The following is a 25412-nucleotide window of genomic DNA, read 5'->3' as shown; positions in this document are numbered from 1 at the left end:
TAAGACTGAACCGCCATGCTGCGCTATACCCTGACACGCCTCCTCTCCCTCGCGCTCAGCCTCGCCGTGGCGTCGGTCGTCATCTTTCTGGTGATCGAGATTCTACCGGGCGATCCGGCGGCCTTCATGCTGGGCACCAATGCGCAGGAGGACACGCTGGCCGCCTTGCGCGAACAACTGGGCCTGAACGGCACCCTGTGGGAGCGGTATCTGGGGTGGGTCGGCGGCATGCTGACCGGCGATTTCGGCACCTCCTACACCTACCGGACCCCGGTGTCGGAGATGGTGGCGGACCGGCTGTGGATCTCCCTGCCGCTGGCGATCTATGCGCTGACGCTTTCGACCGTGATCGCCTTTCCGGCGGGGATCTGGGCGGCGTCGCGCCGGGGATCGGCGGTGGATGTGGGGGTAATGGGGGTGACGCAGCTTGGCGTGGCCATCCCGAACTTCTGGTTCGCCATGTTGATGGTGGTGGTCTTTGCAGTGAATCTGCGCTGGTTCTCCGCCGGGGGTTTCCCGGGCTGGGACGAAGGGTTCTGGATTTCGGTCAAGGCGCTGACCCTGCCGGCCATCGCGCTGGCCCTGCCGCAGGCTTCGATCCTGGCGCGGGTCATGCGCTCCGCCCTGCTGGACACATTGTCCGAGGATTTCGTGCGAACGGCGCACGCCAAGGGCCTGTCGCGCCGACAGGCGCTCTGGCGGCATGCGCTGCGCAATGCGCTGATCCCGGTGCTGACGATCATCGGGCTGCAGTTCTCCTTCCTGCTGGCGGGGGGGATCATCATCGAGAACGTCTTCTTTCTGCCCGGCCTCGGGCGGCTGATCTTTCAGTCAATCTCTGCCCGTGACCTGATCGTGGTGGAGTCGGTGGTGATGCTGCTGGTCTTTGCCGTTGTCCTTGTGAACTTCATGGTCGAGATCGCCTATGCGCTGGTCGACCCCCGGCTGAGGCACCGGCGATGACAGACCCGCGCACGGATATGCTGCCGCCGCAGGGCGCGCCGGTTCGGCTCTGGGGGCGGGCGCTGCGGTCGCGCAACCTGGTGATCGGGCTGCTGCTGACTCTGACATTTGCTCTGGCGGCGCTGATCAGCTTTGCCTGGACGCCGTTTGACGTGACCGGGATGGATATCGCCAACCGGATCAAGTCGCCGTCCTGGCGCAACCCCTTGGGAACAGATCATTTCGGGCGGGACATTCTCTCGATGATCATGGTGGGCGCGCGGGTGTCCATCGCCGTGGCCTTTGTCGCCGTCGGGATCGGGTTGCTTTTCGGGGTGCCGCTCGGCCTCTGGGCGGCGGCGCGCAAGGGCACGCTGCTGGACGAGGTGATCATGCGGGGCAATGACCTCGTCTTTGCCTTCCCCTCGCTGATCATCGCAATCCTGATCACGGCGATCTTCGGGCCTTCGGCGCTGAATGCGATCATCGCCATCGGCATCTTCAACATCCCCGTCTTCGCCCGGCTCACCCGGTCCGGCGCGCTGACGCTGTGGCAGCGGGATTACATCCTGGCGGCGCGGGTTGCGGGCAAGGGGGCGGCGCGGATTTCAGTCGAACATATCCTGCCCAATGTCACCAACCTGCTGATCGTGCAGGGGACGATCCAGTTCTCGCTTGGCATCCTGGCCGAGGCGGGGCTGAGCTATGTGGGCCTTGGTGTGCAGCCGCCCACGCCCTCCTGGGGCCGGATGCTGGCAGAAAGCCAGACGATGATCTCCTTCGCGCCGCATATGGCGCTGTTCCCGGGGCTTGCCATCCTGCTCACGGTGCTGGGGCTGAACCTGATGGGCGACGGGCTGCGCGACCTCTTCGACCCGAAACTCCGGGGGCGGTCATGAGCCTGCTGCGGATCGAGGGGCTGACGCTGGACATCGGGCGGCACGCGATCCTGCGGGACGTGTCGCTGTCTGTGGACCCCGGACAGATCGTCGGGGTGATCGGCGAAAGCGGCTCGGGCAAGTCGATGACGGCCTTTGCGGTGATGCAGCTACTGCCCGACGGCGCGCGGGCCAAGGGCGTGGTGGAGCTGTCGGGCCACGACATGCTATCTCTTCCCGAGGCAGAGCTGTGCGCCCTGCGCGGCAACGAGGTCGGCATGGTGTTTCAGGAGCCGATGACGGCGCTGAACCCGATCCGCACCATCGGCGATCAGGTGGCAGAGACGATCCTGATCCATGAAAAGGTCAGCCGGGCCGAGGCGCTGGCGCGGGCGCGCGATGCGCTGAACCGGGTGGAGTTGCCAGAGGACCGCTTTCCGCTGACCCGCTATCCGCATGAGCTTTCCGGCGGGCAGCGTCAGCGGGTGGTGATCGCCATGGCCATCGCGTTGCGGCCCGCGCTGCTGATCGCGGATGAGCCGACGACGGCGCTGGACGTGACCACTCAGGCGCAGATCCTCGACCTGCTCAAGCGGCTGGTGCGAGAGGACGGCATGGGGATGCTCATGATCTCGCACGACCTGGCCGTGGTGTCGGACATGGCGGATGAGATCGTCATCATGCAGAACGGCGTGGTGGTGGAACGCGGGGCCTGTCCGGCGATTTTCGGCGCGTTGCAGCACCCCTATTCGATCTCCCTTCTGGCGGCCTCGACCCATGCACCAGACCGATCGGTCCACACGGAGGAGACGCCCCTACTGCGCGTCCGCGATGTGCGTCGGACCTATGTGCTGCCGCGCAAGACGCTGTTCGGAAAACCCGGCACGGTCGATGCGGTCAAGGGCGTGTCCTTTGACCTGAAAACGGGCGAGAGCCTGGGCCTTGTGGGCGAGTCGGGCTGCGGGAAATCCACCCTGACCCGCGCGATCCTGGGGCTGGAGGAGGTGCAGGGCGGAGAGATCCTGCTGGATGGCGAGCCAGTCTTTACCGGTCACCGGCCGAACCGCGATGTGCGGCGGCGGATGCAGGTGGTGTTCCAGGATCCCTACGGTTCCTTCAATCCGCGCCACCGGGTGGACCGTCTGATCTGCGAACCTTTCCACCTGCTGGACAGCCCGCCTACGGGGGCAGAGCGGGACCGCGCGATTGACGAGGCGCTGGTTTCCGTCGGGCTGGGGGCGGCGGACAAGTACAAGTATATCCACGAGTTTTCCGGCGGTCAGCGACAGCGGATCGCGATTGCCCGGGCGCTGATCATCAAGCCGGAGCTTATCCTGCTGGATGAGGCGGTCTCGGCGCTGGACGTGCAGGTGCGGGCGCAGATCCTCGACTTACTGGCCGATCTGGGTGCGGAGTTCGGGCTGAGCTACCTGTTCATTTCCCACGACCTGTCTGTCGTGCGGGTGATCACCGACCGCTGCCTCGTGATGAAATCCGGCGAGATCGTGGAACAGGGCGCGACGGAGCAGGTGTTCACCAATCCGCAGCACCCCTACACGCGCGAGCTGATCGCCGCCGCGCCGGACCTGCCGGAATTAGCCTGAGGGAGATGATAATGAGCCTGCAAGATCTGTGGTTCGATCCAGCGCAATGCCTGATCGGAGGGGAATGGGTCGCACCTGCGGGGGGCGGCACACTGCCTTTGCATGACCCCTCGACTGGGGCGGAGATCGGCGCCATCGCGCGCGGCGGGGCGTCGGACATCGACGCGGCGGTCGAGGCCGCGACGCGGGCCTCGCAGGGGGACTGGGGCAGGATAGCGGCGGCGGAACGCGGGCGCATCCTGTCGCGTCTGGGCCGCATGGTCCTGGAGAAGGTCGAGGCGCTGGCCCGGATCGAAGCCGCGGACGTGGGCAAGCCGCTGAAACAGGCGCGGGCCGATGCCGTGGCGCTGGCGCGCTACCTGGAATTCTACGGCGGCGCGGCGGACAAGCTGCACGGGCAGACGATCCCCTATCTCGACGGCTACACCGTCTACACCCTGCGCGAGGCGCATGGCGTCACCGGCCATATCGTGCCCTGGAACTATCCGATGCAGATCATCGGGCGGTCGGTCGGGGCGGCGCTGGCGACCGGTAACGCTTGTGTGCTGAAACCGGCCGAAGATGCCTGCCTGACAGCGCTGGCCTTTGCCGATCTGGCACGGCAGGCGGGGCTGCCTGCGGGCGCGCTGAACGTCGTGCCGGGGCTTGGTGCGGAGGCCGGGGCGGCACTGACCGCGCATCCCGGGGTGCACCACATCTCCTTCACCGGGTCGGTGGCGACCGGGCGGATGGTGCAGCGCGCGGCGTCCGAGAATGTCGTGCCGGTGACGTTGGAGCTGGGCGGCAAGTCGCCCCAGGTGGTCTTTGACGATGCGGATATTGAGGCCGCCCTGCCGTTCCTGGTGAACGCGGGCATTCAGAACTGCGGGCAGACCTGTTCGGCTTCCTCCCGCATTCTGGTGCAGCGCGGGGTCTATGACCGGGTGCGCGAGGCGATGGCGGCGCGCTATGCCGCGCTGCGCGTCGGGCGGGCGATTGACGATCTGGACGTGGGGCCGGTGATTTCGGCCAAGCAGAAGGGGCTGGTCGAAGACTTCCTCGGGCAGGGCGCTGATCTGGAGGTCGCAGGGCAGGCGTCTCTGGGCGATCTGCCGGGGGGCGGCTATTACATCGCGCCGACGCTTTATGCCGGGGTGGCGCAGGACCACACGCTGGCGCGCGACGAGATCTTCGGCCCGGTGCAGGTGATGATCCCCTTCGATGACGAGGCGGAGGCGGTGGCGATCGCCAATGGCACCGACTACGGGCTGGTGGCCGGGGTCTGGACCCGCGACGGCGCGCGACAATTGCGGCTGGCCCGCGCGATCCGGGCGGGTCAGGTCTTTCTGAACAACTACGGCGCCGGGGGCGGGGTCGAACTGCCCTTCGGCGGCATCGGCAAGTCCGGGCACGGCCGCGAAAAGGGGTTTGAGGCGCTGTATGGGTTTACCACGCTGAAGACGGTGGCGGCCTATCATGGGTGACGGGGGGATGGGTGCGGAGCACCCATCCTACGGTGCTTCATGTCGGGCTCATCGCAAGCGCGGTGACAAAAATGCATGATCGGACGTGGCTTGTAATTACCGGTCGGTCAGTTGATCGTCCGGCGGGGCTATTTGGAGGACAATATGAGACTTGAGGGGAAAACCGCCATCGTCACCGGCGGCGCGCAGGGCTTTGGCGAGGGTATCGTGCGGCGCTTCGTCGAAGAGGGCGCGCGGGTCATGGTGGCCGATATCCAGGGCGACCTGGCCGAGACGGTGGCCAAGGACGTCGGCGGGATAGGCTGCCAAGTCGACGTGTCGAAGACCGACAGCATCAACGCCATGGTGGCCAAGGCGACCGAGGCCTGGGGCCAGGTCGATATTATGGTGAACAACGCGGGCGTGTCGCATCTGCCGAAACCGTTGGAAGAGGTGACGGAGGAGGAGTTCGACCGCGTGCTGAACGTCAACGTCCGCTCGATCTACCTCACGGCCAAGGCGCTGGTGCCCGCGATGAAGGCGCGCAAGTCGGGGTGTTTCGTCCAGATCTCCTCGACCGCCGGGGTAAGCCCCCGTCCGAACCTCAACTGGTACAATGCCTCCAAGGGCTGGGTGAATACGGCGACGCGGACCATGGCGGTTGAACTGGCGCCGCATGGCATCCGTGTGAACGCGGTGAACCCCGTGGCGGGTGAGACCCCCTTGCTGCCGACCTTCATGGGTGAGGACACGCCGGAGATGCGGGCGAAATTCCTGTCGACCATCCCCATTGGGCGGCTGTCGACCCCGCAGGATATCGCCAACGCCTCGCTCTACCTCGCCTCGGACGAGGCGGCGATGGTGACCGGGGTCTGCATGCTGGTCGACGGTGGCCGCTGCATCTGATCTGACCGGGCCGACATGCGTTTCGATTTCGTCCTGCTGATTGCGGCCTATGTGCTGTCGCAATTCTTCCGGTCCTTCCTGCCGGTCCTGACCGGCGTGCTGGAGCAGGACATCGGGGCGACGGCCGCCGATCTGTCGAATGCGGCCGGGGTCTGGTTCCTGACCTTCGCGGCAATGCAGCTGCCGGTTGGCTGGGCGCTGGACCGTCTGGGGCCACGGCGCACGGCGGCGGTTTTGCTGGGCCTCGGCGGCGGGGGCGGGGCGCTGCTTTTTGCCTTTGCACAGGCGCCCTGGCATATCGTGGTCGGCATGGGGCTGGTCGGGGTCGGCTGCGCGCCGGTGCTGATGGCCTCCTACTACATCCTGGCGCGGGTCTACCCGGCGGCGATGTTCGCGACCTTTGCCTCGCTGATCGTCGGCATCGGCCAATTGGGCAACCTCGCGGGTTCCCTGCCGCTGGCGCTGGCGGTGGAGGCCTTTGGCTGGCGGTCCACCATGCTGGTGCTGGCGGTGGCCTGCATCGCGATGGCGCTGGCGCTTGGCCGGGTGATCCTGGACCCGCCGCAGGTGACGGATGCCCCGGCGGGCGGGCTGGGCGCGCTGTTCCGCATTCCGGGGTTCTGGCTGGTGCTGCCCTTCATGCTGGTAAGCTATGCGCCGGTGGCCGGGATCCGCGCGCTCTGGTCCGGGCCCTATTTCGCGCAGGTCTTTGCGGCGGATACGCGGGACATCGGGAACTACACCCTGGCCATCGGGCTGGCCATGATCCTCGGCACGCTCACCTATGGACCGGCGGATCGGTTTCTGGGAACGCGGAAATGGCTGAACGTGGGGGCGGCGACCACCGGTGTCGTTCTGCTGCTGTGGCTGGCGATCATGCCCCCGGCGACGCTGGCCGCCGCGCTGGCGGTGATGGTCGGCATCGCCTTTGTCACCTCGAATTACGCGGTGATCATCGCGCATGGCCGGGCCTTCCTGCCGCCGCATCTGGTCGGGCGGGGGGTGACGATGGTTAACCTCTGCGGGATCGGCGGGGCCGGGGTGGCGCAGATCCTCACCGGGGCGATCTTTGAGCGCTCCACCGCCGCGGCCACGCAGCCGCAAGAAGCCTTCGCGCCGATCTTCCTCTACTACGCGGCGGCGCTGGCAGCGGGGCTGGTGGCGTACCTCTTCATCAGGGACCGGACCGACTGAGCCCGGCCATGCCTCGCCTTGATATGAGGCATCATCGCATTACGCTTTGCACCGGAGCGTGGCTGCGTTATACGCCGCCGACCCTAGGTGAAAGGAGTTTTCCAGATGGGCTATCGAGTCGTCGTCGCGGGTGCCACGGGCAATGTGGGCCGCGAAATGCTGAACATCCTCGCGGAACGCCAGTTCCCGGTGGACGAGATCGCAGTGCTGGCCTCGCGCCGGTCGCTCGGCACGGAGGTCAGCTTTGGCGAGAAGACACTCAAGACCCAGGACCTGGACACCTTCGATTTCACCGGCTGGGACATCGCGCTCTTTGCCGTCGGCTCCGGCCCGACCAAGGAATATGCGCCCAAGGCAGCCAAGGCGGGCTGTGTCGTGATCGACAACTCCTCGCTTTACCGCTACGACCCGGACGTCCCGCTGGTGGTGCCGGAGTGCAACCCCGAGGCGGTCGATGGCTACGCCAAGAAGAACATCATCGCCAACCCGAACTGTTCGACCGCGCAGATGGTCGTGGCGCTGAAGCCGCTGCACGACCGGGCGAAGATCAAGCGCGTGGTCGTCTCGACCTACCAGTCCGTGTCGGGCTCGGGCAAAGAGGCGATCGATGAGCTCTGGGACCAGACCAAGGCGATCTACAATCCGACGGATGAGTATGAGCCCAAGGTTTATCCCAAGCAGATCGCCTTCAACGTGATCCCGCATATCGACGTCTTCATGGAAGACGGCTCCACCAAGGAAGAGTGGAAGATGGTCGCGGAGACGAAGAAGATCATCGACCCCTCGATCAAGGTCACGGCAACCTGCGTGCGCGTGCCGGTCTTTGTCGGCCATTCCGAAGCGGTGAACGTGGAATTCGAGGACTACCTCGACGAGGACGAGGCCCGCGACATCCTGCGCGAGGCCCCGGGCTGCATGGTGATCGACAAGCGCGAGGACGGCGGCTACGTCACCCCGATCGAATGCGTGGGCGATTATGCGACCTTCATCTCGCGCATCCGCCAGGACAGCACGATCGACAACGGCCTGAACATCTGGGTCGTGTCGGACAACCTTCGCAAGGGCGCGGCGCTGAACGCGGTTCAGATCGCCGAAACCCTGGGCAAGCGGGTGCTGAAGAAGGGGTGAGCGGCGGTCCGGCGCATCCGCGCCGGTGAAAGGTCCAGTGGACCTTTCAAGCCGCGAACGGGCGGAGCCCAGGGGTTGAGCGGCGGTCCGCAAAGCGGCGATTGATCCAGTGGATCAATCGACGGCCGAACGGGCGGAGCCCCGGGGTCAGGCGAGGCTCCCCTGATCAGCAGCGCGGCACGAAGGGGCCCGCCGTGCCAGTGATCGCAACCGCCAGTGGCTGCGATCACCTTCAGGAAAACACTGACCTAGCACTGGATGAACACCCTCCCGTCACCGCGGATCACGCGGCCGCCGAGGTTGATCGGCTCTCCATCCGGGGCCATCACCGCCACGCCGTCGGGTCCGCGGCTTTCCAATGGAAACTCTCTCCGGGGCTGGTCGAAGATGAAGGCCGGATCGTCGCCTAGCGCGACGTATCCCGTGCGGGGCGCCCCGTTCAGGGACGTTTCGATCACGAGGCCGCTTGACCCGGTGCGCGTGACGTCAAAGTCGGGCCGGGCACAGTTGCCGCCCTTGGCCGTCCACGGTCCGGCCAGGTAGGCCGCGTCCAGACGGATGCCGCCCGCGCGATCGGGGTCCCGATCACGTGCCGGAGGTGCCACCTCGCGGATGCGCTCGACGGAAATCGTCGCCTGGCCCTGCTGGCAGAAGGACATCTCGGCCCGGGTTCCACTGACCTCCACGTATTCGCCCGGCGTGAGGTTGCGGTCAGAGGCCAGCGCATAGCGGTCGCCGTCTGGCGTGACGAGCATCGGGCACTCGACACCGCTGCGCACGCGCCCCTCGATCTGCATGCGGCCGTCGTTGCCGTCGCGGGGCGGGGCGATTTCCTCGATCTCGGAGACGCGGACCGTGTCGATGCCGTTCATGCAAAACGCCATGTCGGCGCGGCGGCCTTCGATGCGGACATATTCGCCCGGGGTGATACCGACGCGGGACGAGGTGAGGGCGTAACGGTCGCCGTCGCGGGTCTGCAGCACCGGGCATTCGGCGCCCTCGCGCACCCGGCCCTCCAGCGAGACGTTGCGCTGTGCAGGGTCCGATCGCGTGACCTGGAAAACGTCGGATTTCAGCGTCAGACCCCTGTCGGTATCGACAACGAAGATCAGGTCATCGCCAGCCTCGGCCCAGTCGGGCACGCGCAGCTCCGTCCGCAGGTCACCCTGTGCGTTCACCTGCGCTTCGCGGATGGCATTCCATTCGGAGGCACGCGGACCAACGCCAAGCGTGACGTAGTCGGATGGTCGGAGATTGCGGGCCGTCACGGTGAGCAGGCTTCCCGGCGTGCCGCTTTGGGGGTTGAGGTCGATGGTGGAGGCGGGACCGTCGCCGGGAATGTCCAGCAATTCGCCGACCGCCAGCGCGAAGGGATCAACATCCTCGTTTTCCTGAAGAAGTTCGATCAGGGACACGCCAAATCGTCCGGCCACATCGGCAAGCGTGTCGCCCGGTTCGATGCGGTAACGGTTCCCCTGATCGCGGGTCGGTGCGGTGTCGGACCCGCCAGCCACCAGTTGAAGGCGCGTGCCGACGGAAATGTCGCGCGGATTGCCGAGCGAGGGGTTGAGGTCCATGATCCGGGCGAGCGAGACCCGACACTGTTGTGAAACGCGGTACAGGGTATCGCCGGGCTCGATGGTATAACTCTGGCCACATCGCGATTGCGCCGAAGCCGCCGTGGCAAGGCCCGCCGTCGCGACAAGGGTCGCAAGGCCCAGGCCCAAATGCCGTTTGAGAGCGTGTGGTCGTGGCATGTGTGGTCTCCCGTCATTGTTGGTGACACGGGGATCAACAGGCGTCTGAGGCGGAATGTTCCAGCCGGCATAGGTGGCGCACACGCGGAAAACCGTATGTGAATTCCGTAAACGCGTTTGTCACTTGGCGTTGAGGCCGGATTGCACGACAAAGTCACTCAAGTGCACGACAACGAGGTCACCATGCGTTCCTTTCTTCTGACTATGACTGTCCTGGCCATTCCAACCGCCCTCTGGGCCGACGAATTCTCGGTTCCCAGCCGGGTGGCGGAGGCCACGGTCTTTCCCCAGGGTGCGACGCTGACACGGGTGGCGGAGTTCGATCTGCCCGCCGGGCGCCACCAGATCATCCTGGCGGACATGCCCCGGATCGACCCGGGCAGCCTGCGGCTGAATGCGCCGGGGCTGACCGTCGGCGCGGTGCGGTATCGCAGCGATTTCGTCCCGCCCCGGACGGAACAGCAGACCGCCGCCTTCGAGGCGGCAGAGGCGCTGGTGGAGGAAAAGGAACGGGCGGTGGAACTGGCCCGCGATGCCGTCGCCGCGATCCAGATCGAGGTGGAGACCGCCCAGGCGCGCGTCGCTTTCCTGGACGGGATCGGGCAGTCTGACGGGCTGGCCCAGGTCTCGACCGACAAGCTGCGTGAACTGTCGCAGATGATCGGTGAAGAGGGGCTGGACGCCCGCCGCGAGGCCCGCGCCGCCGAGACGCGCATCCGCGAGGCGATGCGCGCCACCGAGGAGGCGCAGGAGGAGCTGACCCGGGCGCAGCAGGCGCTCAAGGCACTCTCCACCGGGGACAAGGATCGCGCCTATCTGGCAATCGACGTAATGTCGGATGGCGGCGCGGCGGGGCGGATGGTTCTGACCTATACGGTCGCCCAGGCCTCCTGGACGCCGACCTATGATGTCCGGCTGGTGACCGAAGGGACGCAGAGCCTGACGATGGAGAACGGCGCCTATGTGCAACAGCAGACCGGCGAGGACTGGCGCGGGGTGTCGCTGACCCTGTCGACGGTCCAGCCGACCGGGCAGGGCGAACCGGGCGAGGTCTGGCCCTGGCTGCGGCACTATATCGACCCGCAACGGCCCGAGCCGCTGCAACTAACGCGCAGCATGGGCAAGGCGGAGGATGCGGCCGCCCCCGCTCCGGCGATGGAATCGGTCGTCGCGACCTCCGACTTCAACGGGCTGTCGGTGACCTATCGCTATCCCGATCCGGTGAGTGTGGCCAACGGGGCCGACGCGGTAAAAATCGCGCTCGGCACGCTGGACTTCACCCCGCAGATCTTTGCCCGCGCGGTGCCGTTGGCGGATGCGACCGCCTATCTCGCCGCCGAATTTACCAATGATTCCGGCGAGCTGATCCTCGGCGGCGGTTCGGCCCAGTTCTATCTGGACGGGACCTATGTCGGACAGCGCCACCTGGATCTGATCGCCAGCGGTGACAAGACCGAGCTCTCCTTCGGCCCGATCGAGGGGCTGCGGCTGGACCGCGTCGTCAAGGACCGGCAGGAGGGCGACCGGGGCGTGATCACCCGCCGGAACGAACAGAACGAAGAGGTGGAGATCACCCTGCGCAACCTGACCGCCCGCGCATGGGAGGTGCGGCTGCGCGACCGTGTGCCCTATTCCGAACAGGAGGATCTGGAGATCTCCTGGGATGCGCAGCCGGTGCCGACCGAAACCAACGTGGAGGATCGGCGCGGGGTTCTGGAATGGCGGTTCGACATGCCGCCGACCTCGGACCAGCGGGTAGAACTGAACCACCGCATTCGTTGGCCCGACGGCAAGGTCCTGCGCTGACCGGGAGGGCGGCCCACGGGGGCGCAAGCGCCCGTGTGACATGACAAAGGGGGCAAATGTCTGCCCCCTCTTTCGTGCGTCGTGACCCGGACAGGCGGCGTCAGATCACCTCGAAGGCGTCCTTGGAGGGCACGTATTGCTCCAGCCCGCCTTCGCCGATGTCATTCCACAGGCCATGCAGCGACAGGTCGCCCTTTTCCACTGCCTCTTTCACGAAGGGAAAGGTCATCAGGTTGTCGAGCGAGACGAGGATCGCCTGTTTCTCCAGCGCGCGGGCCTGTTCCACCGGGTCGGCGATATCCTTGACCCGTTCGTACCCGGGGCGCAGCAGGTCCATCCAGCGGCCGACGAAGCTGGATTTCTCCTCCAGTTCCGGGGCATGGCCCGAACACATGTCGAGGCATCCCTTGACGCCGCCGCAGTTGGAATGGCCGACAATGACCACATGGGCGACCTTGAGTGCGGTGACCGCATATTCGATGGCGGCCGAGGTGCCGTGCTGATTGCCATCCGGCTCATAGGGCGGGACGAGGTTGGCGATGTTGCGGTGGATGAAGAATTCCCCCTGATCCGCGCCGAAGATGGCGGTGACATGCACGCGGCTGTCGCAGCAGGAGATGATCATGGCGCGGGGGCGCTGCCCTTCGTCGGCCAGGCGTTTGTACCAGGACTTGTTGTCGCTGAAAGTCGTGGCGCGCCAGCCGTGGAACCGTTGGACCAGATAGGCGGGAAGGGGCTTGGCAGTCGTCATGAGGCATCCTTTCGTCATCTGCGGACCGCAAGGCGGTTCCGGCGTATATAGCGCGTGAAACGCGCTGTTGAAGCGGATTTGATCCGAATTCTGCAGAGATTTCCCCGGCGACGAAAGGTTTTGGGAAGGGATCGCCCCCATAAAGACCTGCGTGGGGCTTGAAACGAGGGGTGAGTGACGTGGATCATGTAAGGGTTCTGGCGCAAGAGGAGGACGTGCTCCTCGATCCGGATCGGCTGCAATCGCTGTACGATCAGCTTGGCGATGTGGAGGCGGAGGATGTCGTCTGCCGCGCCATGGAAGAACTGGCGATACGGCTGTCACTGGTGGAACGGCTGTACCGGCAGGATCGCCGCGCGGAGATGCGCAAGGCGGCGCGGTCGCTGACCGGGATTGCGGAACAGATCGGGATGGACACGCTGTGCCGGGTGGCGGGGGATGTGATCTATTGCATCGACGCCCATGACCCGGTCGCCCTGGCGGCGACGCTCTCGCGGCTGCTGCGGACCGGCGAACGCTCGCTGAGTGAAATCTGGGATCTGCAGGGCATGCATCTCTGACCCGGAAACCGCTTGCGGTGCCGGGCCATCGGACTAGGCTTCGCCCGACTATCCAGCGGAGATGCCGATGCCCCTGACTTTCTCGACCAATTCTGACGCGCTGCCCCTGCATGTGATCGCCGCCGACCAGCTGGAGGGCTGGATCGCGGCGCAGGAGGGCACGGTGGCCACCTGGATCGCCGCCGCCGGTTTCAAGGCCGCTCTGGGCGAGGTGCTGCTGGTGCCCGACGCCAATGGCGCGCCCATGATGGCGCTGGCGGGCTATGGCAGTGCGGCCAAGCGGGCGCGGGGCCGGTTCGGGCTGGCCGCCGCAGCGGCAAAGCTGCCCGAGGGGTGTTATCGGCTTGCGGGCGACCTCTCCGCCGTCGCGGTGGAGGAGGAGGCACTGGGGTGGTTACTCTCCGGATATGTCTTTGACCGCTATGCAAAAACCTCCGGAGCCAGAGCGCGGCTGGTCGCGCCCGAGGGCGTGGATGCCGCCCGGCTGGAGGCCATCGCGGCGGGCGAGGCGCTGACCCGCGATCTGATCAACACACCGGCCAGCGACATGGGCCCGGAGGAGCTGGAAGACGCGGCGCGGGGGCTGGCAACGGAGTTCGGCGCGGTCTTCGACGTGATCCGGGGCGAGGCGCTGCTGGAGCAGAACTTCCCGATGATCCACGCGGTCGGGCGCGCCTCTGATCGGGCGCCGCGACTGATCGACTTTACCTGGGGCGAGACGGGACCCAAGCTGACGCTGGTCGGCAAGGGGGTCTGTTTCGACACTGGCGGGCTGAACATCAAGCCCGGTGCCTCCATGGGCCTGATGAAGAAGGACATGGGCGGGGCGGCAACGGTCCTGGGCCTGGCGCGAATGATCATGGCGCTTGGCCTGCCGGTGCGGCTGCGCGTTCTAATCCCGGCGGTGGAGAACGCGATTTCCGGCTCCGCCTTCCGCCCGCAGGACATCCTGACCGCGCGCAACGGGCTGACGGTGGAGATCAATAACACCGATGCCGAGGGGCGGCTGGTGCTGGCGGATGCACTGGCCCTCGGGGCGGAGGATGGGCCGGACCTGATGCTCTCCATGGCGACTCTGACCGGCGCGGCGCGGGTGGCGGTCGGACCGGACATCGCCCCCTATTTCACGGATGACGACGCTGTCGCCGCCGCGATTGCACAGGCCGGGGCCCGGGTCGCCGACCCGGTCTGGCGCCTGCCCTTCCATCAGCCCTACGAGTCGATGATCGAGCCGGGGATCGCCGATCTGGACAATGCGCCCAAGGGCGGCTTTGCCGGGTCCATCACCGCCGCGCTATTCCTGCGGCGGTTTGCGGGCGAAGGCGCGCGCTATACCCATTTCGACATCTACGGCTGGCAACCCGCCAGCGCCCCGGGGCGACCCAAGGGCGGTGTCGGTCAGGGCGCCCGCGCGGTGCTGGAGGCGCTGCCCGAGGTGCTCGGGCTGTGAAAGGGGCACCGACCGACCGCCGCGTCCTGCGCTCCAACGGGGAGGTGGCGCATCTCTCCCTCCGGGGCCGGGTCGAGGCGCGGCGCTTTGCCGAAAGCGCACGGCACAGCGTCGCCGTGCCGGTCACGCCGATCATCGGCAAGGCCTCCCCCTTCGGGCCGAGAGAGCGGGAACTGGCCTTTGGCGAAGCCTTCGAGGTTCTGGACATCCAGGGCGGGCTGGCCTTTGGCTGGGCTGCGCGGGACGGCTATGTCGGCTATGTCGCCGCAGAGGCGCTGAGCGAGCGGTCGTTCAGACCCACGCATCGTGTGATCTCTCCCAGCTACTGGATGAGCGAACCGCGCCTGAAATGCGGCTATGACCCGGAGCGGCTGCCGATTGGCGCGCTTGTCAAGGTCTTCACGACGCACCGCGATCACTGCGACTGGGCCGAGGTCGATCTGCCCCCGACCGATCCGGACATGAAGGGCGGGGCGGTCTATGTGCCGATGCCCACCCTTGCGCCCCTGGGCGGCGCGAGCGACCTCGTGGCGGAGGCGGAGCGCTATCTGGGCGTGCCCTACCTCTGGGGTGGCAACAGTGGCTGGGGGATCGACTGCTCGGGCCTCGTTCAGGCGGCCTGTCTGGCCTGCGGGATTGCCTGCCCCGGCGACAGCGACCAGCAGGCGGCGAAGCTGGGAGAGGCGCTGGCGGAGGACGCCGACCTGCGGCGCGGCGACCTGATCTTCTGGAAAGGGCATGTCGCCCTCGTTGTGGGTGACGGGCGCATCCTGCATGCTAATGCCCGCGACATGATGGTCGCTTACGAGGACATGGCGGCGGCGCTTGCCCGGATCGAAGCCGCCGAGGGGCCGGTGACGGTGCGGCGACGGGTGGTGTAGGTCACTCCACGGCGCGGATCAGCTTGCGCTCCAGCACGCGCAGGACGGTCTTCAGGTCCTGCCCGCGTTTCAGGATCTGCCCGTCCATCCCGACAACCGAATACATCCCCTGCTTCAGCCGCAGCTTGGGGCATTTCTCGATCCGGTAGAGTGGGTTTTCGGCTGTGCGGCGAAAGACGGAAAAGACCGCGCGGTCCGACAGGGTGGATATCCCGTAGTCCCGCCATTCGCCCGCCGCGACCATCCGGCCATATAGCGACAGGATCACCGACAGTTCCGTCCTGTGGAACGCGATGCGTTCTGAGTATGGGCCGGGGAAGGGCGTCGGGCTGTGGACCGTCATGACGGCAGAGTTGATCGGATCTTATCCGAAATCAAGCGTCTTGATGGGCTGCTGTCCGCCATGCGGAACGGAATTCCATTTAACTTGACCCCGCGGTCGGTTTCACTCAGGTTGCGGGCGAAATTTACCCGGGAGGATGACCAATGACCGAAGCTTATCTCTGCGATGGCCTGCGCACGCCGATCGGGCGTTATGGCGGGGGGCTGGCGACGGTCCGCCCGGACGACATGCTGGCCGGGGTGATGAAGGCGCTGATGGAGCGGAACCCGGGCGTCAGGATCGACGATGTCTACATGGGCTGCGCCAACCAGGCGGGGGAGGACAACCGCAACGTCGCACGCATGTCCGCCCTGCTGGCCGGGCTGGGAGAGGACGTGCCGGGCGCGACGATTAACCGTCTCTGCGGCTCCGGCCTCGACGCCGTGGGCACGGCGGCCCGTGCCGTGAAGGCAGGCGAGATGGAGGTGCTGATCGCGGGTGGGGTCGAGTCGATGTCCCGCGCGCCGCTGGTCATGCCCAAGGCCGACAGCGCCTTTTCCCGCAAGGCGGAGATCTACGACACCACCATCGGCTGGCGCTTTGTGAACCGGGCGATGCACAAGCATTTCGGCACCGATTCCATGCCCGAGACGGCCGAGAACGTGGCCGAACAGTTCCAGGTCGGCCGCGAGGATCAGGATGCCTTCGCCCTGCGGTCGCAGGAACGGGCGGCGGCGGCGATTGCTAGTGGACGGCTGGCGGAGGAAATCGCCCCGGTGGTGATCCCGCAGCGCAAGGGCGATCCGAAGGTGGTGGACACCGACGAACACCCCCGCGCGACCTCGATGGAAAAACTGGGCGCCCTGCCCGCCCCCTTCCGCGAGGGCGGCTCGGTCACGGCGGGCAATGCCTCCGGTGTCAATGATGGTGCCTGCGCGGTGATCGTCGCCTCCGAGGCGGCGGTGAAGAAATACGGGCTGACCCCGCGCGCCCGGATCACCGCCATGGCGACCGCCGGCGTGCCGCCGCGCATCATGGGGATCGGCCCGGCGCCAGCGACGGAAAAGCTGCTGGCGATGACCGGATATTCCATCGGCGACATCGACCTGATCGAACTGAACGAAGCCTTCGCGGCTCAGGGCCTCGCCGTGACCCGTCAGCTGGGCCTGCCGGATGACGCGGATCACGTGAACCCGAACGGCGGTGCCATTGCCCTCGGCCATCCCCTGGGCATGTCGGGCGCGCGTCTGGCGCTGACGGCAGGGATCTCCATGGGCCACATGGGGGCGAAGCGCGCGATCTGCACCATGTGCATCGGCGTCGGTCAGGGCATTGCCCTGATGCTCGAAGCGGTGTGATCGCGGCAGCCAAGTCCCGGCCTCGCGCCGGGACCCATTGACGCCAAAGACTGATGGGCTAAAGGCCCCGGCGCTAGGCCGGGGCGCGGCGGTCTGCGGTCAGGTCTTGCAGACGGAATTCCCACCATCCGCCAGCATCGCCGTCCCGGTCACAAAGCTGGCCTCGTCCGACAGTAGGAAGGCGGCGACGCTGGCGATCTCCTCCGGTTCGGCCAGGCGCTTCAAGGCATGCAGCTGTGCCGCCCAGTCGCGGAAGGACGGATCATCCCCGGCCATGGGCGTTTTTGTCCCGCCGGGTAGCAGGGCGTTGACACGCAGCCCCTCGGCACCGTGTTCCACCGCCAGGGCCCTGACCAACCCGGTGAGCCCCGCCTTGGCGGCGGCATAGGCGCCCATGCCGGGGATGCCCAGTTCCGGCCCGACAAAAGAGCCGGTGAACAGCAGGGATCCCCGTCCGGCCCGCTTCAGCGCCGGGACCTGGGTCTGCGCGGCGATGAAGGCGGCGGTGAGGTTGACGTCGATCACCTCGTCCCAGTCCGCGCGCGGGGTGTCGATGACCGGCGTGCCATTGCCGAGGGCGCCGGCGTTGTTGAAGGCGGCGTCGAGCTTGCCGAACATGCTTTCGCCCCGGTCGACCAGCCCCTGCATATGCGCGGCGTCGGTGACACCGCCGGCGCGGGCCAGCACTTTGGTGCCCGTCTCGGCCAGGGAGTGGGCAAAAGCCTGCAACCTGTCGTCACCGCGTGCGGTCAGGATCAGGTTGGCCCCTTCTTCGGCCAGCAACGTCGCCGTGGCCGCGCCGATGCCCGACGAGGCGCCGGTGATCAGGATGGTTCTGTTTTCAAATCGCATGGTGTGCTCCCGTTGTTGCTACGGGAGGGGTTGGACCACGCGCCACTGTCGTCGGGCGACCCGGATCCTGCGCTTGGCCATGGCGGCACGTCAAAACCGCAGGAACCGGAGAAATCGCCACGTCTTCTTGCTCAAATCGCCCCGGGGACCACAGGGCAGCCCCTTTCTTTTTGCCAAAAAATATCTTGGGGGCGCCGCGCAGCGGCGGGGGCAAAACCCCCTTCGCGGTCGGGATCAGCCGTAGGTCGGGTGGAATTTGCCCGCAGGCGAGAGGGTGAAAATATCCACCCCGTCCCCAGTCACGCCGACGGAATGTTCAAACTGCGCCGACAGGGACTTGTCCCGGGTGACGGCGGTCCAGTCGTCGGCCAGCACCTTGGTTTCCGGACGGCCCAGGTTCACCATCGGTTCGATGGTGAAGAACATGCCTTCCTCCAGCGTCGGGCCCGATCCGGGGCGGCCGTAGTGCAGGACGTTCGGCGGGGCGTGGAAGACCCGGCCCAGCCCGTGACCGCAGAAATCGCGCACCACGGACATGCGGTTGGCCTCGACATAGGTCTGGATCGCATAGCCGATGTCGCCGAAGGTATTGCCGGGCTTCACCGCCTCGATCCCCTTCATCAGGGCATCATGGGTCACCTCGACCAGCCGCTCGGCCTTGCGCGACAGCTTCCCGGCCACATACATCCGGCTCGTGTCGCCATACCAGCCATCGACGATCACGGTGACGTCGATGTTCAGGATGTCGCCATCCTTCAGCTTCTTGTCGCCGGGGATGCCGTGGCAGACCACATGGTTGATCGAGATGCAGGAGGCGTGCTGGTACCCCTTGTAGCCTATGGTGGCGGAGGTGGCGCCGGCGGCGGTCACCTTCTCCTCGATCAGGCGGTCGATCTCTCCGGTGGTCTGTCCGGGAAAGACATGGTCGGCAATCTCGTCGAGGATCTGCGCGGCCAGACGACCGGCGGCGCGCATGCCGTCGAAATCCGCCTCCTGATAGATGCGGATACCGTCGCGCGTGATCTGGCCTTTGTCGTCCAATATGAGCCCCTTGCATGGTTTCAGGCCTTAGATAGGGCGATTCCGGGGGAGGTACAACGGAGGCGGGGTGTCGTGGGGGATCGGTTTGTGACAGGGGCGTGCGGGCAGCGGTCAATCCGGCCCTGACGTCGTGGCCCGGTTCCGCGCATCTCAGATGACAGGCAGATCCTGTCCGATCCCGATCCCCTCCGGTGTGATCGCCGCGCCGATGGCCCTGATCTCCACCCCCGCCGCCTGTGCTGCCGCGACCGCCGCTGCATAGGCCGGGTCGATATCCGCAGCCAGCGTGACCCGTGTGGCATCCGTCCGCTGCACGAGGTACAGCACCATGGCGCGGTGGCCGGCGCGGGCCATGCTGGCCAGCTCCTCCATATGTCGCGCGCCACGGGCGGTTCGGCTGTCAGGGAACTCCGCCAGGCCGGGTTGGCGCGAGAGGGTGACGGATTTCACCTCGACGTAGAAATCCGGCCGCCCCGGCGCGCGGAGCAGGAAATCGACGCGGCTCTTCTCGCCGTACTTCTGTTCCGGCAGGACCTGCGGATAGCTGTCGAACCCCGCGACCTGACCGGCCAGCAGCGCCTCCTTCAGTGCGCGGTTGGCGACGGAGGTGTCGACGCAGGTGAAATCCCCGTTTTCGTGATCGACCAGTCGCCAGCCGAATTTCAGCTTCTTCTTCGGGTCGTCATTGGGTTCCACCCAGATCTTCATGCCCGGCTCGGCCAGCCCCATCATCGAACCGGGGTTGGCGCAATGGGCCGTGATCTCGGTGCCGTCCTCCAGCCGGATATCCGCAAGGAAGCGTTTGTAGCGGCGGATCAGCCGGGCCGGAACAAGGGGGGTGGGAAAGCGCATGGGGCGGGCCTATACCTTTTCCCAGCCTGAAAACAAGCCGGAGCCCGCCATGCCAAACCCTACCGCCGCCATGCTTGTCATCGGGGATGAAATCCTGTCCGGCCGCACGCGGGATTCCAACATGTACCACCTGGCGGGGGAGCTGACCCGCGTCGGCATCGACCTGCAGGAGGTGCGCGTCGTCGGCGACGAGGCGGAGCGGATCATCGCGGCCGTGAAGGCCCTCTCGGCCAGCTACGACGAGGTCTTCACCTCCGGCGGGATCGGGCCGACCCATGATGACATCACCGCCGATTGCGTGGCTGCGGCCTTTGATCGCCACATCGACATCCGCGATGATGCGCGGACCCTGCTGACCAAGGCCTATGAGGCGCGCGGCGTCGTGGTGACCGACGAACGGCTGCGCATGGCGCGCATCCCCGACGGCGCTGCGCTGATCGACAACCCGGTCTCCACCGCGCCGGGGTTCACTGTGGAAAACGTGCATGTCATGGCCGGGGTGCCCAAGGTGTTCGAGGCGATGGTGGCCTCCGTCCTGCCCGGGCTGACCGGCGGGACGCCGCTCTTGAGCCAGACCTGGCGGGTGCAGATGCCCGAAGGCGAGATCGCCGGGCCGTTGCGCGGGTTGGTGGAGGCCTTTCCGGAGCTCTCCTTCGGGTCCTACCCCTACAGCCTGAACGGTGTTTTCGGGGCGAATATCGTCGTACGGGGCACCGATGGCGCACAGGTGGATGCGGCAATCATCCGGCTGCAGGAGGTGTTCCCGAATGACTGATCTTGCGAAGATCTTCGACACGCTCGACGCGACCTGGCCTGCGGCCGAAAAGCACCGTGTCGGCCCGCTGACCCTGCGCCAAAGCGACGGCGGCGGCAAACGGGTGACGGCGGCCACCGCGGATGGCCCGGTGCAGCCCGAGGTCGTCGAAATTGCCGAAGCCCGGATGCGCGACCTGGGCCAAACGCCCCTCTTCTCCCTGCGTCCTGGGGATGAGGCGCTGGACGAGCTTCTGGCGACCCGGGGGTACGCGGTCGTGGACCCGACCAATGTCTATGCCTGCCCGGTCGATATGCTGGCACGGCAGGACACCGATGTGGAACAGGCCACGCTGGCCGTTTGGGAACCGCTGGCGATCCAGCTGGATTTCTGGCGCCAGGGCGGGATAGGCCCGGACCGTATCGCCGTGATGGACCGTTCGACTTGCGAAAAGACGGCGCTGATCGGGCGGCATGACAATTCGCCCGGCGGCACCGCCTATGTCGCCATACACGAGGGCATCGCCATGCTGCATGCGCTTGAGATCATCGAACCGGCGCGGCGCGTCGGCATGGGGCGGTCGATGACCGTGCAGGCGGCGCAATGGGCGGAAAAGCATGGGGCGACGCTCTTCAGCTGCCTCTGCGTCGCGCAGAACGTGGCGGCGAACGGGCTTTACACCAAGCTCGGGATGGAGAACGTCGGACAGTACCACTACCGGATCAAGGAGAGCTGAGATGACCCAGGACCTGCCAACCGCATTGAACCTGCCGATGGTCGACCCGCTGCCTGCGAGCACGCAGAAATACTTCGACATCTGCGATGAAAAGCTGGGGATGGTGCCGAATGTGCTGAAGGCCCACGCCTTCGACATCGACAAGCTGAACGCCTTTACCGCGCTCTACAACGATCTGATGCTGGCAGACAGCGGGTTGACCAAGCTGGAGCGGGAAATGATCGCGGTGGTCGTCTCCTCGATCAACGGCTGTTTCTACTGCCTGACCGCCCATGGGGCGGCGGTGCGGGAACTGTCTGGCGATCCCAGGCTGGGCGAGATGATGGTGATGAACTACCGCGTCGCCGATCTGGATGCGCGGCAGCGGGGGATGCTGGATTTCGCCGCCAAGGTGACCGAAGCCTCGCGCAAGATCGAGGAGCCGGATCGCCAGGCGCTGCGCGACGTCGGGTTTTCGGATCGGGACATCTGGGACATCGCCAATGTCGCGGCCTTCTTCAACATGACGAACCGGGTGGCCAGCGCCACCGATATGCGTCCGAACGACGAGTATCACGCGCAGGCGCGGTAACATGCGGGGTGGCCTTGGGGCATATCTGGCGGGGCTCATGCTGGCCTCTGCGGCCCGGGCCTTCGAGCCGGAGAGCCTGCCCGAGGCCGCCATCGCCACCCATGACACGCGGGAGGCCCCGGCCTCCCTCTCGCTGCCTGTCGGGACCTATGACGGCACCCTTCCGATGCTGGAGGTCGAGGGCGCCCTGCACACGCGGGCCTGGCGTATCCCCTCGACCACTCTGTCCTCATTGCGGATCGTGCAGGGGCTTCGGGTGGATCTGGCCGAGGCGGGCTACGAGATCATCCTGGATTGCGACACCCAGGCCTGCGGCGGTTTCGATTTCCGTTTCGGCCTGACAGTGCTACCTGCCCCGGAGATGAACGTTGACCTGTTCGATTTCCGTGTGATCACGGCGGAGCGGGAAAACGCTCGTGGCCCCGAGTATGTCTACCTGCTGGTCAGCCGGGGACGCAGCAACCGCTTTGTCCAGCTGATGGAACTGGTGACGGCCACAGCGGGCACAGCCCCGACGTCCGACGCCGCCCCGACGCCCGACGCCGCCCCGGTCCCGAGCCGGGGTCCCGACGCGCCCAGAACCCCGCCCGCCTCCGGCGCGTCGCCGGATGATCGGGTGCCGGTGCTCATCGGGGCGCTGACCACCTCCGGCCATGTCGTCCTGTCCGATCTGGACTTCGCCTCCGGCGCCGGTGCGCTCAGCGACCGCAGCTATCCCTCGCTGGAGGCACTGGCCGAATACCTCAAGGGCAACCCCGCCCGCGTGATCGCCGTGGTCGGCCACACGGATTCCGTCGGCTCGCTCGAGGCCAACGTCGCCCTCTCGAAACGCCGGGCCGAAGCGGTCCGCGCCCGCCTGGTCACCCGCTACGGCGTCCCGGGCGCGCAGGTGCAAGCGCAGGGGGCGGGGTACATGGCCCCGGTGGCGTCGAACCTGACCGCCGAGGGGCGCGAGGCGAACCGGCGGGTCGAGGCGGTCTTGTTGAGCGGGGAGTGAGGGGGGCTCTGCCTGCTCCTCTTAGGCATTGAAGAATTTATCAAGCGGCTTCATGGCATTGAACCTGCACCAAGCCGAGGGTCCTTGACACGATATGGACACGGTTGCACCATTGCAGGTGATATTGCCGTTTTTCTTTCAACAATTGTTACGTAAAGATTGGAGTACTCATGACTTACTCAAGTTTCATCAATCGCACCGCCTCCACCACTGCACTCTCTGCATTTCTGATCGGTATGGGCGTTGCCGCATGCGCCGCGCCTGTTGCGGTCGACTTGAACGGCTGGACCGTAGAGAACTACCCAGAGGTAAACGGTTTCGCGGGAGCCAATTGGACAGTCGATGGATCTGGCGACACCGTCTTGCAAAGTGTCAATGGCCAGCCCACAATTTTCTACAGTGACTTCCAGGCCTATGGGCTCAACACCTCGGGGAAGATCAAGGTTGAGACGGGAAATGACGATGACTTCGTCGGATTTGTTCTGGGGTTTGACCCGGGCGATACGTCGTCTTCTTCCGCCAACTATCTATTGATAGACTGGAAGCAAAATACACAGACCTATAATTTCAACGGTGGTACCGCGGCTTCGACTGTCGGATCTACGGCTGAAGAAGGTCTGGCGATTTCTCGCGTCACGGGCACTCCGACAGCAGATGAGCTCTGGGGTCACGAGAACCAGGGGGGGAATGCGTCAGGTGGGCTGGAAGAGTTGGCACGTGGCGCGACCCTTGGCAGCACTGGCTGGGTGGACAATACCGAATATGAGTTCACGTTTGATTTCGGGCCGAACAACCTGCAGGTATGGGTCGACAGCGTGTTGCAGTTCGATCTGACCGGAAACTTTGAAAATGGTCGCATCGGCTTTTACAACTTCAGCCAGAATCAGGTTCGATATTCTGCCTTCGAAACGGATCAGGGAAGCTTTCCGGCCGTTCCATTGCCGGGTGCGGTTGTGCTTCTGGCAGGTGGCCTCGGCCTGATGGGTGGCCTGGGGCGACTTGCCAAACGCAAGTCGGCGGGCTGAACCCGGACGCCTGAGCGACTGACACGGATTTGATCGCGCCTGCCAAGCGAACCCGGGAAAAGAACGGCCTCCCCCAAAAAGAAAAACCCGGCGAAACCGCCGGGTTCAAGTTGGCCTGGTGTCAGGCAGGGAAGGAAACTCACGTGGTAACACTCACCACTTGTCGGGGCCTTTTTCGTTAAAGCTCCGGACAAGGAAATCGATAAAGGCGCGGACCTTGGGCTGGGTGAACCGGCCCGGCGGGTAGACCGCGTAGATGCCCTGCGTTTCGACCGGCAGTTCGGGGATCGCGTCCTCGACCAGGCCCTGATCCATCGCATCCGCATAGAGAAAGGACGGCAGGTAGGCGATGCCGAGGCCGGAGATCGCGGCGTTCAGCAGCGATTGCCCGTCGTTCACCGAAAGCCAGCCGGCGGTGCGTACCTGGCGCTTTTCACCCGAGGGGGCGGTCAGCTTCCAGACGTTGCCCGAGGCCTGCGAGGAGTAATGCAGGAGCTTGTGCTCGTTCAGGTCGTCGATCTTCAGGGGCCGGCCGTATTTCTCGAAATAGGCGGGGGCCGCGATCATGCGCTTGTTGGTCTCGGTCAGCTTGCGGGCGCGCAGGGTGCTGTCCTCAAGCTCGCCGATGCGGATGGCCATGTCGAACCCTTCGGAGATCAGTTCGACGTAGCGGTTGTTGAGCACCATGTTGACCGTAATGTCCGGAAATTCCGCCAGGAATTCGCCCAGGACCGGGCTGAGGTGATTGACGCCGAAATCCGTCGCGACGGAAATGCGCAGCAGGCCCGAGGGTGCTGATTGCATGGATGTCACGAGGGCGTCCGCCTCTCCCGCGTCGTTGAGGACACGGCGGGCGCGGTCGTAATAGGCCAGACCGATCTCGGTCGGGGACACGCGACGCGTGGTCCGGTTCAGAAGACGTGCGCCCAGACGGGCCTCCAGCGAGGAGACATGTTTGGACACGGCGGATTTGCTGATCCCCATCTTCTTGGCCGCGTCGGTGAAACCACCTTGATCCACGACCGTCGCGAATGCTTCCATCTCTGTCAGACGGTCCATTGTCGTACCTTTCTGCTCAAGCGTTTCGTTTGCCTTGGCATCAGGTATCAGGACCAAATCGGGCGCAAACCGGGCGGGCCATCGTCAATTGAGGGGTATTGTCGGGATCGTTCTTGGGCCGGAAACAGGGAAACGCCCCGTTTCCTGCCACAATCCTTAAGATTCAGGCCGTTTCGACGCAATGTCGCCGGAATGCCCGTTTCAGTAGGTCCAGTTCCGCACGCAAAAGGTCGATCTCGGCCTGCATTGTTTCGTCAGCGGTCTCTCCGGCGATGATCGCCGCGCTGTTGAGGACATCGCCGGTTTTCTCCTCGACGATGGTGATTGTCTGTATTCCGTCACAGATCGCGTTGACCGGGATGGCAAAGGACAGGCGCCAGGTGCCGTCGCCCGCCGGGCTTACCGTGACATCGTCGACAGGCGCGTCGCGAAAGCGGACGGCGACGCCGGGGCGGATGCCCTCGGGGACGTCGGTGATCGTGCCTTCCCACTGGCCATGGGCGAGGCGGGTCTTGGTGACGGTCAGCACGCTCATCGGTTGCTCCT

Annotated in this window: 25 protein-coding genes; 17 read left to right on the top strand and 8 right to left on the bottom strand. The window is 65.8% G+C overall.

Features of this window, described 5'->3' with window-relative positions; all coding sequences use genetic code 11:
• The first annotated feature begins 15 nt into the window (after positions 1 to 15).
• The 7 genes from ACFC2Y_RS04945 (at position 16) to ACFC2Y_RS04915 (ending at position 8094) form a co-directional block, all read left to right on the top strand.
• A complete protein-coding gene (locus ACFC2Y_RS04945; RefSeq protein ID WP_375174362.1) occupies positions 16 to 963 on the top strand; it encodes an ABC transporter permease in 948 nt (315 codons plus the stop codon).
• 17 nt (positions 964 to 980) lie between these two features.
• Positions 981 to 1841: an ABC transporter permease gene (locus ACFC2Y_RS04940; protein ID WP_375174430.1), complete on the top strand. Its 861-nt coding sequence runs from the start codon at positions 981 to 983 to the stop codon at positions 1839 to 1841.
• Positions 1838 to 3424: an ABC transporter ATP-binding protein gene (locus tag ACFC2Y_RS04935; RefSeq protein ID WP_375174363.1), complete on the top strand. Its 1587-nt coding sequence runs from the start codon at positions 1838 to 1840 to the stop codon at positions 3422 to 3424. The genes ACFC2Y_RS04940 and ACFC2Y_RS04935 overlap by 4 nt, the downstream gene beginning before the upstream one ends.
• 11 nt (positions 3425 to 3435) lie before the next feature.
• Positions 3436 to 4887: an aldehyde dehydrogenase family protein gene (locus ACFC2Y_RS04930; RefSeq protein WP_375174364.1), complete on the top strand. Its 1452-nt coding sequence runs from the start codon at positions 3436 to 3438 to the stop codon at positions 4885 to 4887.
• A gap of 144 nt (positions 4888 to 5031) precedes the next feature.
• A complete protein-coding gene (locus ACFC2Y_RS04925) occupies positions 5032 to 5772 on the top strand; it encodes an SDR family oxidoreductase (RefSeq protein ID WP_375174365.1) in 741 nt (246 codons plus the stop codon).
• 15 nt (positions 5773 to 5787) lie between these two features.
• Positions 5788 to 6966, top strand: coding sequence for an MFS transporter (locus ACFC2Y_RS04920; protein ID WP_375174366.1), 1179 nt, complete (start codon positions 5788 to 5790; stop codon positions 6964 to 6966).
• A 105-nt stretch (positions 6967 to 7071) separates the two neighbouring features.
• Complete coding sequence (locus ACFC2Y_RS04915) at positions 7072 to 8094, top strand: aspartate-semialdehyde dehydrogenase (RefSeq protein WP_375174367.1); 1023 nt, start codon at positions 7072 to 7074, stop codon at positions 8092 to 8094.
• 248 nt (positions 8095 to 8342) lie between these two features.
• Here ACFC2Y_RS04915 and ACFC2Y_RS04910 read toward each other — a convergent pair whose 3' ends face one another.
• Positions 8343 to 9851: a DUF5818 domain-containing protein gene (locus tag ACFC2Y_RS04910; RefSeq protein WP_375174368.1), complete on the bottom strand. Its 1509-nt coding sequence runs from the start codon at positions 9849 to 9851 to the stop codon at positions 8343 to 8345.
• A 183-nt stretch (positions 9852 to 10034) separates the two neighbouring features.
• Between ACFC2Y_RS04910 and ACFC2Y_RS04905 the strand changes: the two genes are divergently transcribed.
• Positions 10035 to 11657, top strand: a complete 1623-nt coding sequence (locus ACFC2Y_RS04905) for a mucoidy inhibitor MuiA family protein (RefSeq protein WP_375174369.1) — start codon at positions 10035 to 10037, stop codon at positions 11655 to 11657.
• 100 nt (positions 11658 to 11757) lie between these two features.
• Here the strand turns inward: ACFC2Y_RS04905 and ACFC2Y_RS04900 are convergent, their stop codons facing one another.
• A complete protein-coding gene (locus tag ACFC2Y_RS04900; RefSeq protein WP_375174370.1) occupies positions 11758 to 12408 on the bottom strand; it encodes a carbonic anhydrase in 651 nt (216 codons plus the stop codon).
• Between the two features lie 179 nt (positions 12409 to 12587).
• Here ACFC2Y_RS04900 and ACFC2Y_RS04895 point away from each other — a divergent pair, with 179 nt between their 5' ends.
• The 3 genes from ACFC2Y_RS04895 to ACFC2Y_RS04885 all read left to right on the top strand — a co-directional run bounded on the left by ACFC2Y_RS04895 (position 12588) and on the right by ACFC2Y_RS04885 (position 15299).
• The gene (locus tag ACFC2Y_RS04895; protein ID WP_375174371.1) at positions 12588 to 12968 is read left to right on the top strand and encodes a hypothetical protein; all 381 of its coding nucleotides are present in this window, start codon (positions 12588 to 12590) and stop codon (positions 12966 to 12968) included.
• A 67-nt stretch (positions 12969 to 13035) separates the two neighbouring features.
• On the top strand, positions 13036 to 14418 hold the full coding sequence (locus tag ACFC2Y_RS04890; RefSeq protein WP_375174372.1) for a M17 family metallopeptidase: 1383 nt from the start codon (positions 13036 to 13038) through the stop codon (positions 14416 to 14418).
• Positions 14415 to 15299, top strand: a complete 885-nt coding sequence (locus tag ACFC2Y_RS04885) for an NlpC/P60 family protein (RefSeq protein ID WP_375174373.1) — start codon at positions 14415 to 14417, stop codon at positions 15297 to 15299. The genes ACFC2Y_RS04890 and ACFC2Y_RS04885 overlap by 4 nt, the downstream gene beginning before the upstream one ends.
• Position 15300: 1 nt before the next feature.
• Here the strand turns inward: ACFC2Y_RS04885 and ACFC2Y_RS04880 are convergent, their stop codons facing one another.
• Positions 15301 to 15642: a DUF2794 domain-containing protein gene (locus ACFC2Y_RS04880; RefSeq protein WP_375174374.1), complete on the bottom strand. Its 342-nt coding sequence runs from the start codon at positions 15640 to 15642 to the stop codon at positions 15301 to 15303.
• Between the two features lie 143 nt (positions 15643 to 15785).
• Here ACFC2Y_RS04880 and pcaF point away from each other — a divergent pair, with 143 nt between their 5' ends.
• On the top strand, positions 15786 to 16979 hold the full coding sequence (gene pcaF / locus ACFC2Y_RS04875; RefSeq protein ID WP_375174375.1) for a 3-oxoadipyl-CoA thiolase: 1194 nt from the start codon (positions 15786 to 15788) through the stop codon (positions 16977 to 16979).
• A 99-nt stretch (positions 16980 to 17078) separates the two neighbouring features.
• On the opposite strand, the gene ACFC2Y_RS04870 is transcribed toward pcaF, so the two are convergent.
• The 3 genes from ACFC2Y_RS04870 to sfsA all read right to left on the bottom strand — a co-directional run bounded on the left by ACFC2Y_RS04870 (position 17079) and on the right by sfsA (position 19724).
• Positions 17079 to 17831: an SDR family oxidoreductase gene (locus tag ACFC2Y_RS04870; RefSeq protein WP_375174376.1), complete on the bottom strand. Its 753-nt coding sequence runs from the start codon at positions 17829 to 17831 to the stop codon at positions 17079 to 17081.
• 234 nt (positions 17832 to 18065) lie between these two features.
• Positions 18066 to 18872 carry a type I methionyl aminopeptidase gene (gene map / locus ACFC2Y_RS04865; RefSeq protein WP_375174377.1) on the bottom strand — a complete coding sequence of 269 codons (807 nt, stop codon included), beginning with the start codon at positions 18870 to 18872 and terminating at the stop codon, positions 18066 to 18068.
• 150 nt (positions 18873 to 19022) lie between these two features.
• The gene (gene sfsA, locus ACFC2Y_RS04860) at positions 19023 to 19724 is read right to left on the bottom strand and encodes a DNA/RNA nuclease SfsA (RefSeq protein WP_375174378.1); all 702 of its coding nucleotides are present in this window, start codon (positions 19722 to 19724) and stop codon (positions 19023 to 19025) included.
• A 49-nt stretch (positions 19725 to 19773) separates the two neighbouring features.
• On the opposite strand from sfsA, the gene ACFC2Y_RS04855 reads away from it, so the two are divergent.
• The 5 genes from ACFC2Y_RS04855 (at position 19774) to ACFC2Y_RS04835 (ending at position 23807) form a co-directional block, all read left to right on the top strand.
• Positions 19774 to 20499, top strand: a complete 726-nt coding sequence (locus ACFC2Y_RS04855; RefSeq protein WP_375174379.1) for a competence/damage-inducible protein A — start codon at positions 19774 to 19776, stop codon at positions 20497 to 20499.
• Positions 20492 to 21214: a GNAT family N-acetyltransferase gene (locus ACFC2Y_RS04850; RefSeq protein ID WP_375174380.1), complete on the top strand. Its 723-nt coding sequence runs from the start codon at positions 20492 to 20494 to the stop codon at positions 21212 to 21214. Before ACFC2Y_RS04855 ends, ACFC2Y_RS04850 begins: the two co-directional genes overlap by 8 nt.
• A 1-nt stretch (position 21215) precedes the next feature.
• Positions 21216 to 21785 carry a peroxidase-related enzyme gene (locus ACFC2Y_RS04845; protein WP_375174381.1) on the top strand — a complete coding sequence of 190 codons (570 nt, stop codon included), beginning with the start codon at positions 21216 to 21218 and terminating at the stop codon, positions 21783 to 21785.
• Position 21786: 1 nt separating this feature from the next.
• Positions 21787 to 22782, top strand: coding sequence for an OmpA family protein (locus ACFC2Y_RS04840; RefSeq protein WP_375186130.1), 996 nt, complete (start codon positions 21787 to 21789; stop codon positions 22780 to 22782).
• A 170-nt stretch (positions 22783 to 22952) separates the two neighbouring features.
• Positions 22953 to 23807, top strand: a complete 855-nt coding sequence (locus ACFC2Y_RS04835; RefSeq protein WP_375174383.1) for a hypothetical protein — start codon at positions 22953 to 22955, stop codon at positions 23805 to 23807.
• 153 nt (positions 23808 to 23960) lie between these two features.
• Here the strand turns inward: ACFC2Y_RS04835 and ACFC2Y_RS04830 are convergent, their stop codons facing one another.
• Together ACFC2Y_RS04830 and ACFC2Y_RS04825 are read right to left on the bottom strand one after the other, a co-directional pair.
• The gene (locus ACFC2Y_RS04830; protein ID WP_375174384.1) at positions 23961 to 24866 is read right to left on the bottom strand and encodes a LysR family transcriptional regulator; all 906 of its coding nucleotides are present in this window, start codon (positions 24864 to 24866) and stop codon (positions 23961 to 23963) included.
• 163 nt (positions 24867 to 25029) lie between these two features.
• A complete protein-coding gene (locus tag ACFC2Y_RS04825; RefSeq protein WP_375174385.1) occupies positions 25030 to 25401 on the bottom strand; it encodes a hypothetical protein in 372 nt (123 codons plus the stop codon).
• Positions 25402 to 25412: the final 11 nt, after the last annotated feature.

Origin of the sequence: Pseudooceanicola sp. (assembly GCF_041987405.1) — a bacterium.
Classification (GTDB): domain Bacteria; phylum Pseudomonadota; class Alphaproteobacteria; order Rhodobacterales; family Rhodobacteraceae; genus Pseudooceanicola.
Note: the sequence above shows the minus strand (reverse complement) of the source record. Positions and strands in the feature narration are given on the sequence as shown.

Coding starts and splice junctions, on each gene's coding strand:
- ACFC2Y_RS04945 (WP_375174362.1), top strand. CDS start 16: ATGCTGCGCTATACCCTGACACGCCTCCTCTCCCTCGCGCTCAGCCTC.
- ACFC2Y_RS04940 (WP_375174430.1), top strand. CDS start 981: ATGCTGCCGCCGCAGGGCGCGCCGGTTCGGCTCTGGGGGCGGGCGCTG.
- ACFC2Y_RS04935 (WP_375174363.1), top strand. CDS start 1,838: ATGAGCCTGCTGCGGATCGAGGGGCTGACGCTGGACATCGGGCGGCAC.
- ACFC2Y_RS04930 (WP_375174364.1), top strand. CDS start 3,436: ATGAGCCTGCAAGATCTGTGGTTCGATCCAGCGCAATGCCTGATCGGA.
- ACFC2Y_RS04925 (WP_375174365.1), top strand. CDS start 5,032: ATGAGACTTGAGGGGAAAACCGCCATCGTCACCGGCGGCGCGCAGGGC.
- ACFC2Y_RS04920 (WP_375174366.1), top strand. CDS start 5,788: ATGCGTTTCGATTTCGTCCTGCTGATTGCGGCCTATGTGCTGTCGCAA.
- ACFC2Y_RS04915 (WP_375174367.1), top strand. CDS start 7,072: ATGGGCTATCGAGTCGTCGTCGCGGGTGCCACGGGCAATGTGGGCCGC.
- ACFC2Y_RS04910 (WP_375174368.1), bottom strand. CDS start 9,851: ATGCCACGACCACACGCTCTCAAACGGCATTTGGGCCTGGGCCTTGCG.
- ACFC2Y_RS04905 (WP_375174369.1), top strand. CDS start 10,035: ATGCGTTCCTTTCTTCTGACTATGACTGTCCTGGCCATTCCAACCGCC.
- ACFC2Y_RS04900 (WP_375174370.1), bottom strand. CDS start 12,408: ATGACGACTGCCAAGCCCCTTCCCGCCTATCTGGTCCAACGGTTCCAC.
- ACFC2Y_RS04890 (WP_375174372.1), top strand. CDS start 13,036: ATGCCCCTGACTTTCTCGACCAATTCTGACGCGCTGCCCCTGCATGTG.
- ACFC2Y_RS04880 (WP_375174374.1), bottom strand. CDS start 15,642: ATGACGGTCCACAGCCCGACGCCCTTCCCCGGCCCATACTCAGAACGC.
- pcaF (WP_375174375.1), top strand. CDS start 15,786: ATGACCGAAGCTTATCTCTGCGATGGCCTGCGCACGCCGATCGGGCGT.
- ACFC2Y_RS04870 (WP_375174376.1), bottom strand. CDS start 17,831: ATGCGATTTGAAAACAGAACCATCCTGATCACCGGCGCCTCGTCGGGC.
- sfsA (WP_375174378.1), bottom strand. CDS start 19,724: ATGCGCTTTCCCACCCCCCTTGTTCCGGCCCGGCTGATCCGCCGCTAC.
- ACFC2Y_RS04855 (WP_375174379.1), top strand. CDS start 19,774: ATGCCAAACCCTACCGCCGCCATGCTTGTCATCGGGGATGAAATCCTG.
- ACFC2Y_RS04850 (WP_375174380.1), top strand. CDS start 20,492: ATGACTGATCTTGCGAAGATCTTCGACACGCTCGACGCGACCTGGCCT.
- ACFC2Y_RS04845 (WP_375174381.1), top strand. CDS start 21,216: ATGACCCAGGACCTGCCAACCGCATTGAACCTGCCGATGGTCGACCCG.
- ACFC2Y_RS04840 (WP_375186130.1), top strand. CDS start 21,787: ATGCGGGGTGGCCTTGGGGCATATCTGGCGGGGCTCATGCTGGCCTCT.
- ACFC2Y_RS04835 (WP_375174383.1), top strand. CDS start 22,953: ATGACTTACTCAAGTTTCATCAATCGCACCGCCTCCACCACTGCACTC.
- ACFC2Y_RS04830 (WP_375174384.1), bottom strand. CDS start 24,866: ATGGACCGTCTGACAGAGATGGAAGCATTCGCGACGGTCGTGGATCAA.
- ACFC2Y_RS04825 (WP_375174385.1), bottom strand. CDS start 25,401: ATGAGCGTGCTGACCGTCACCAAGACCCGCCTCGCCCATGGCCAGTGG.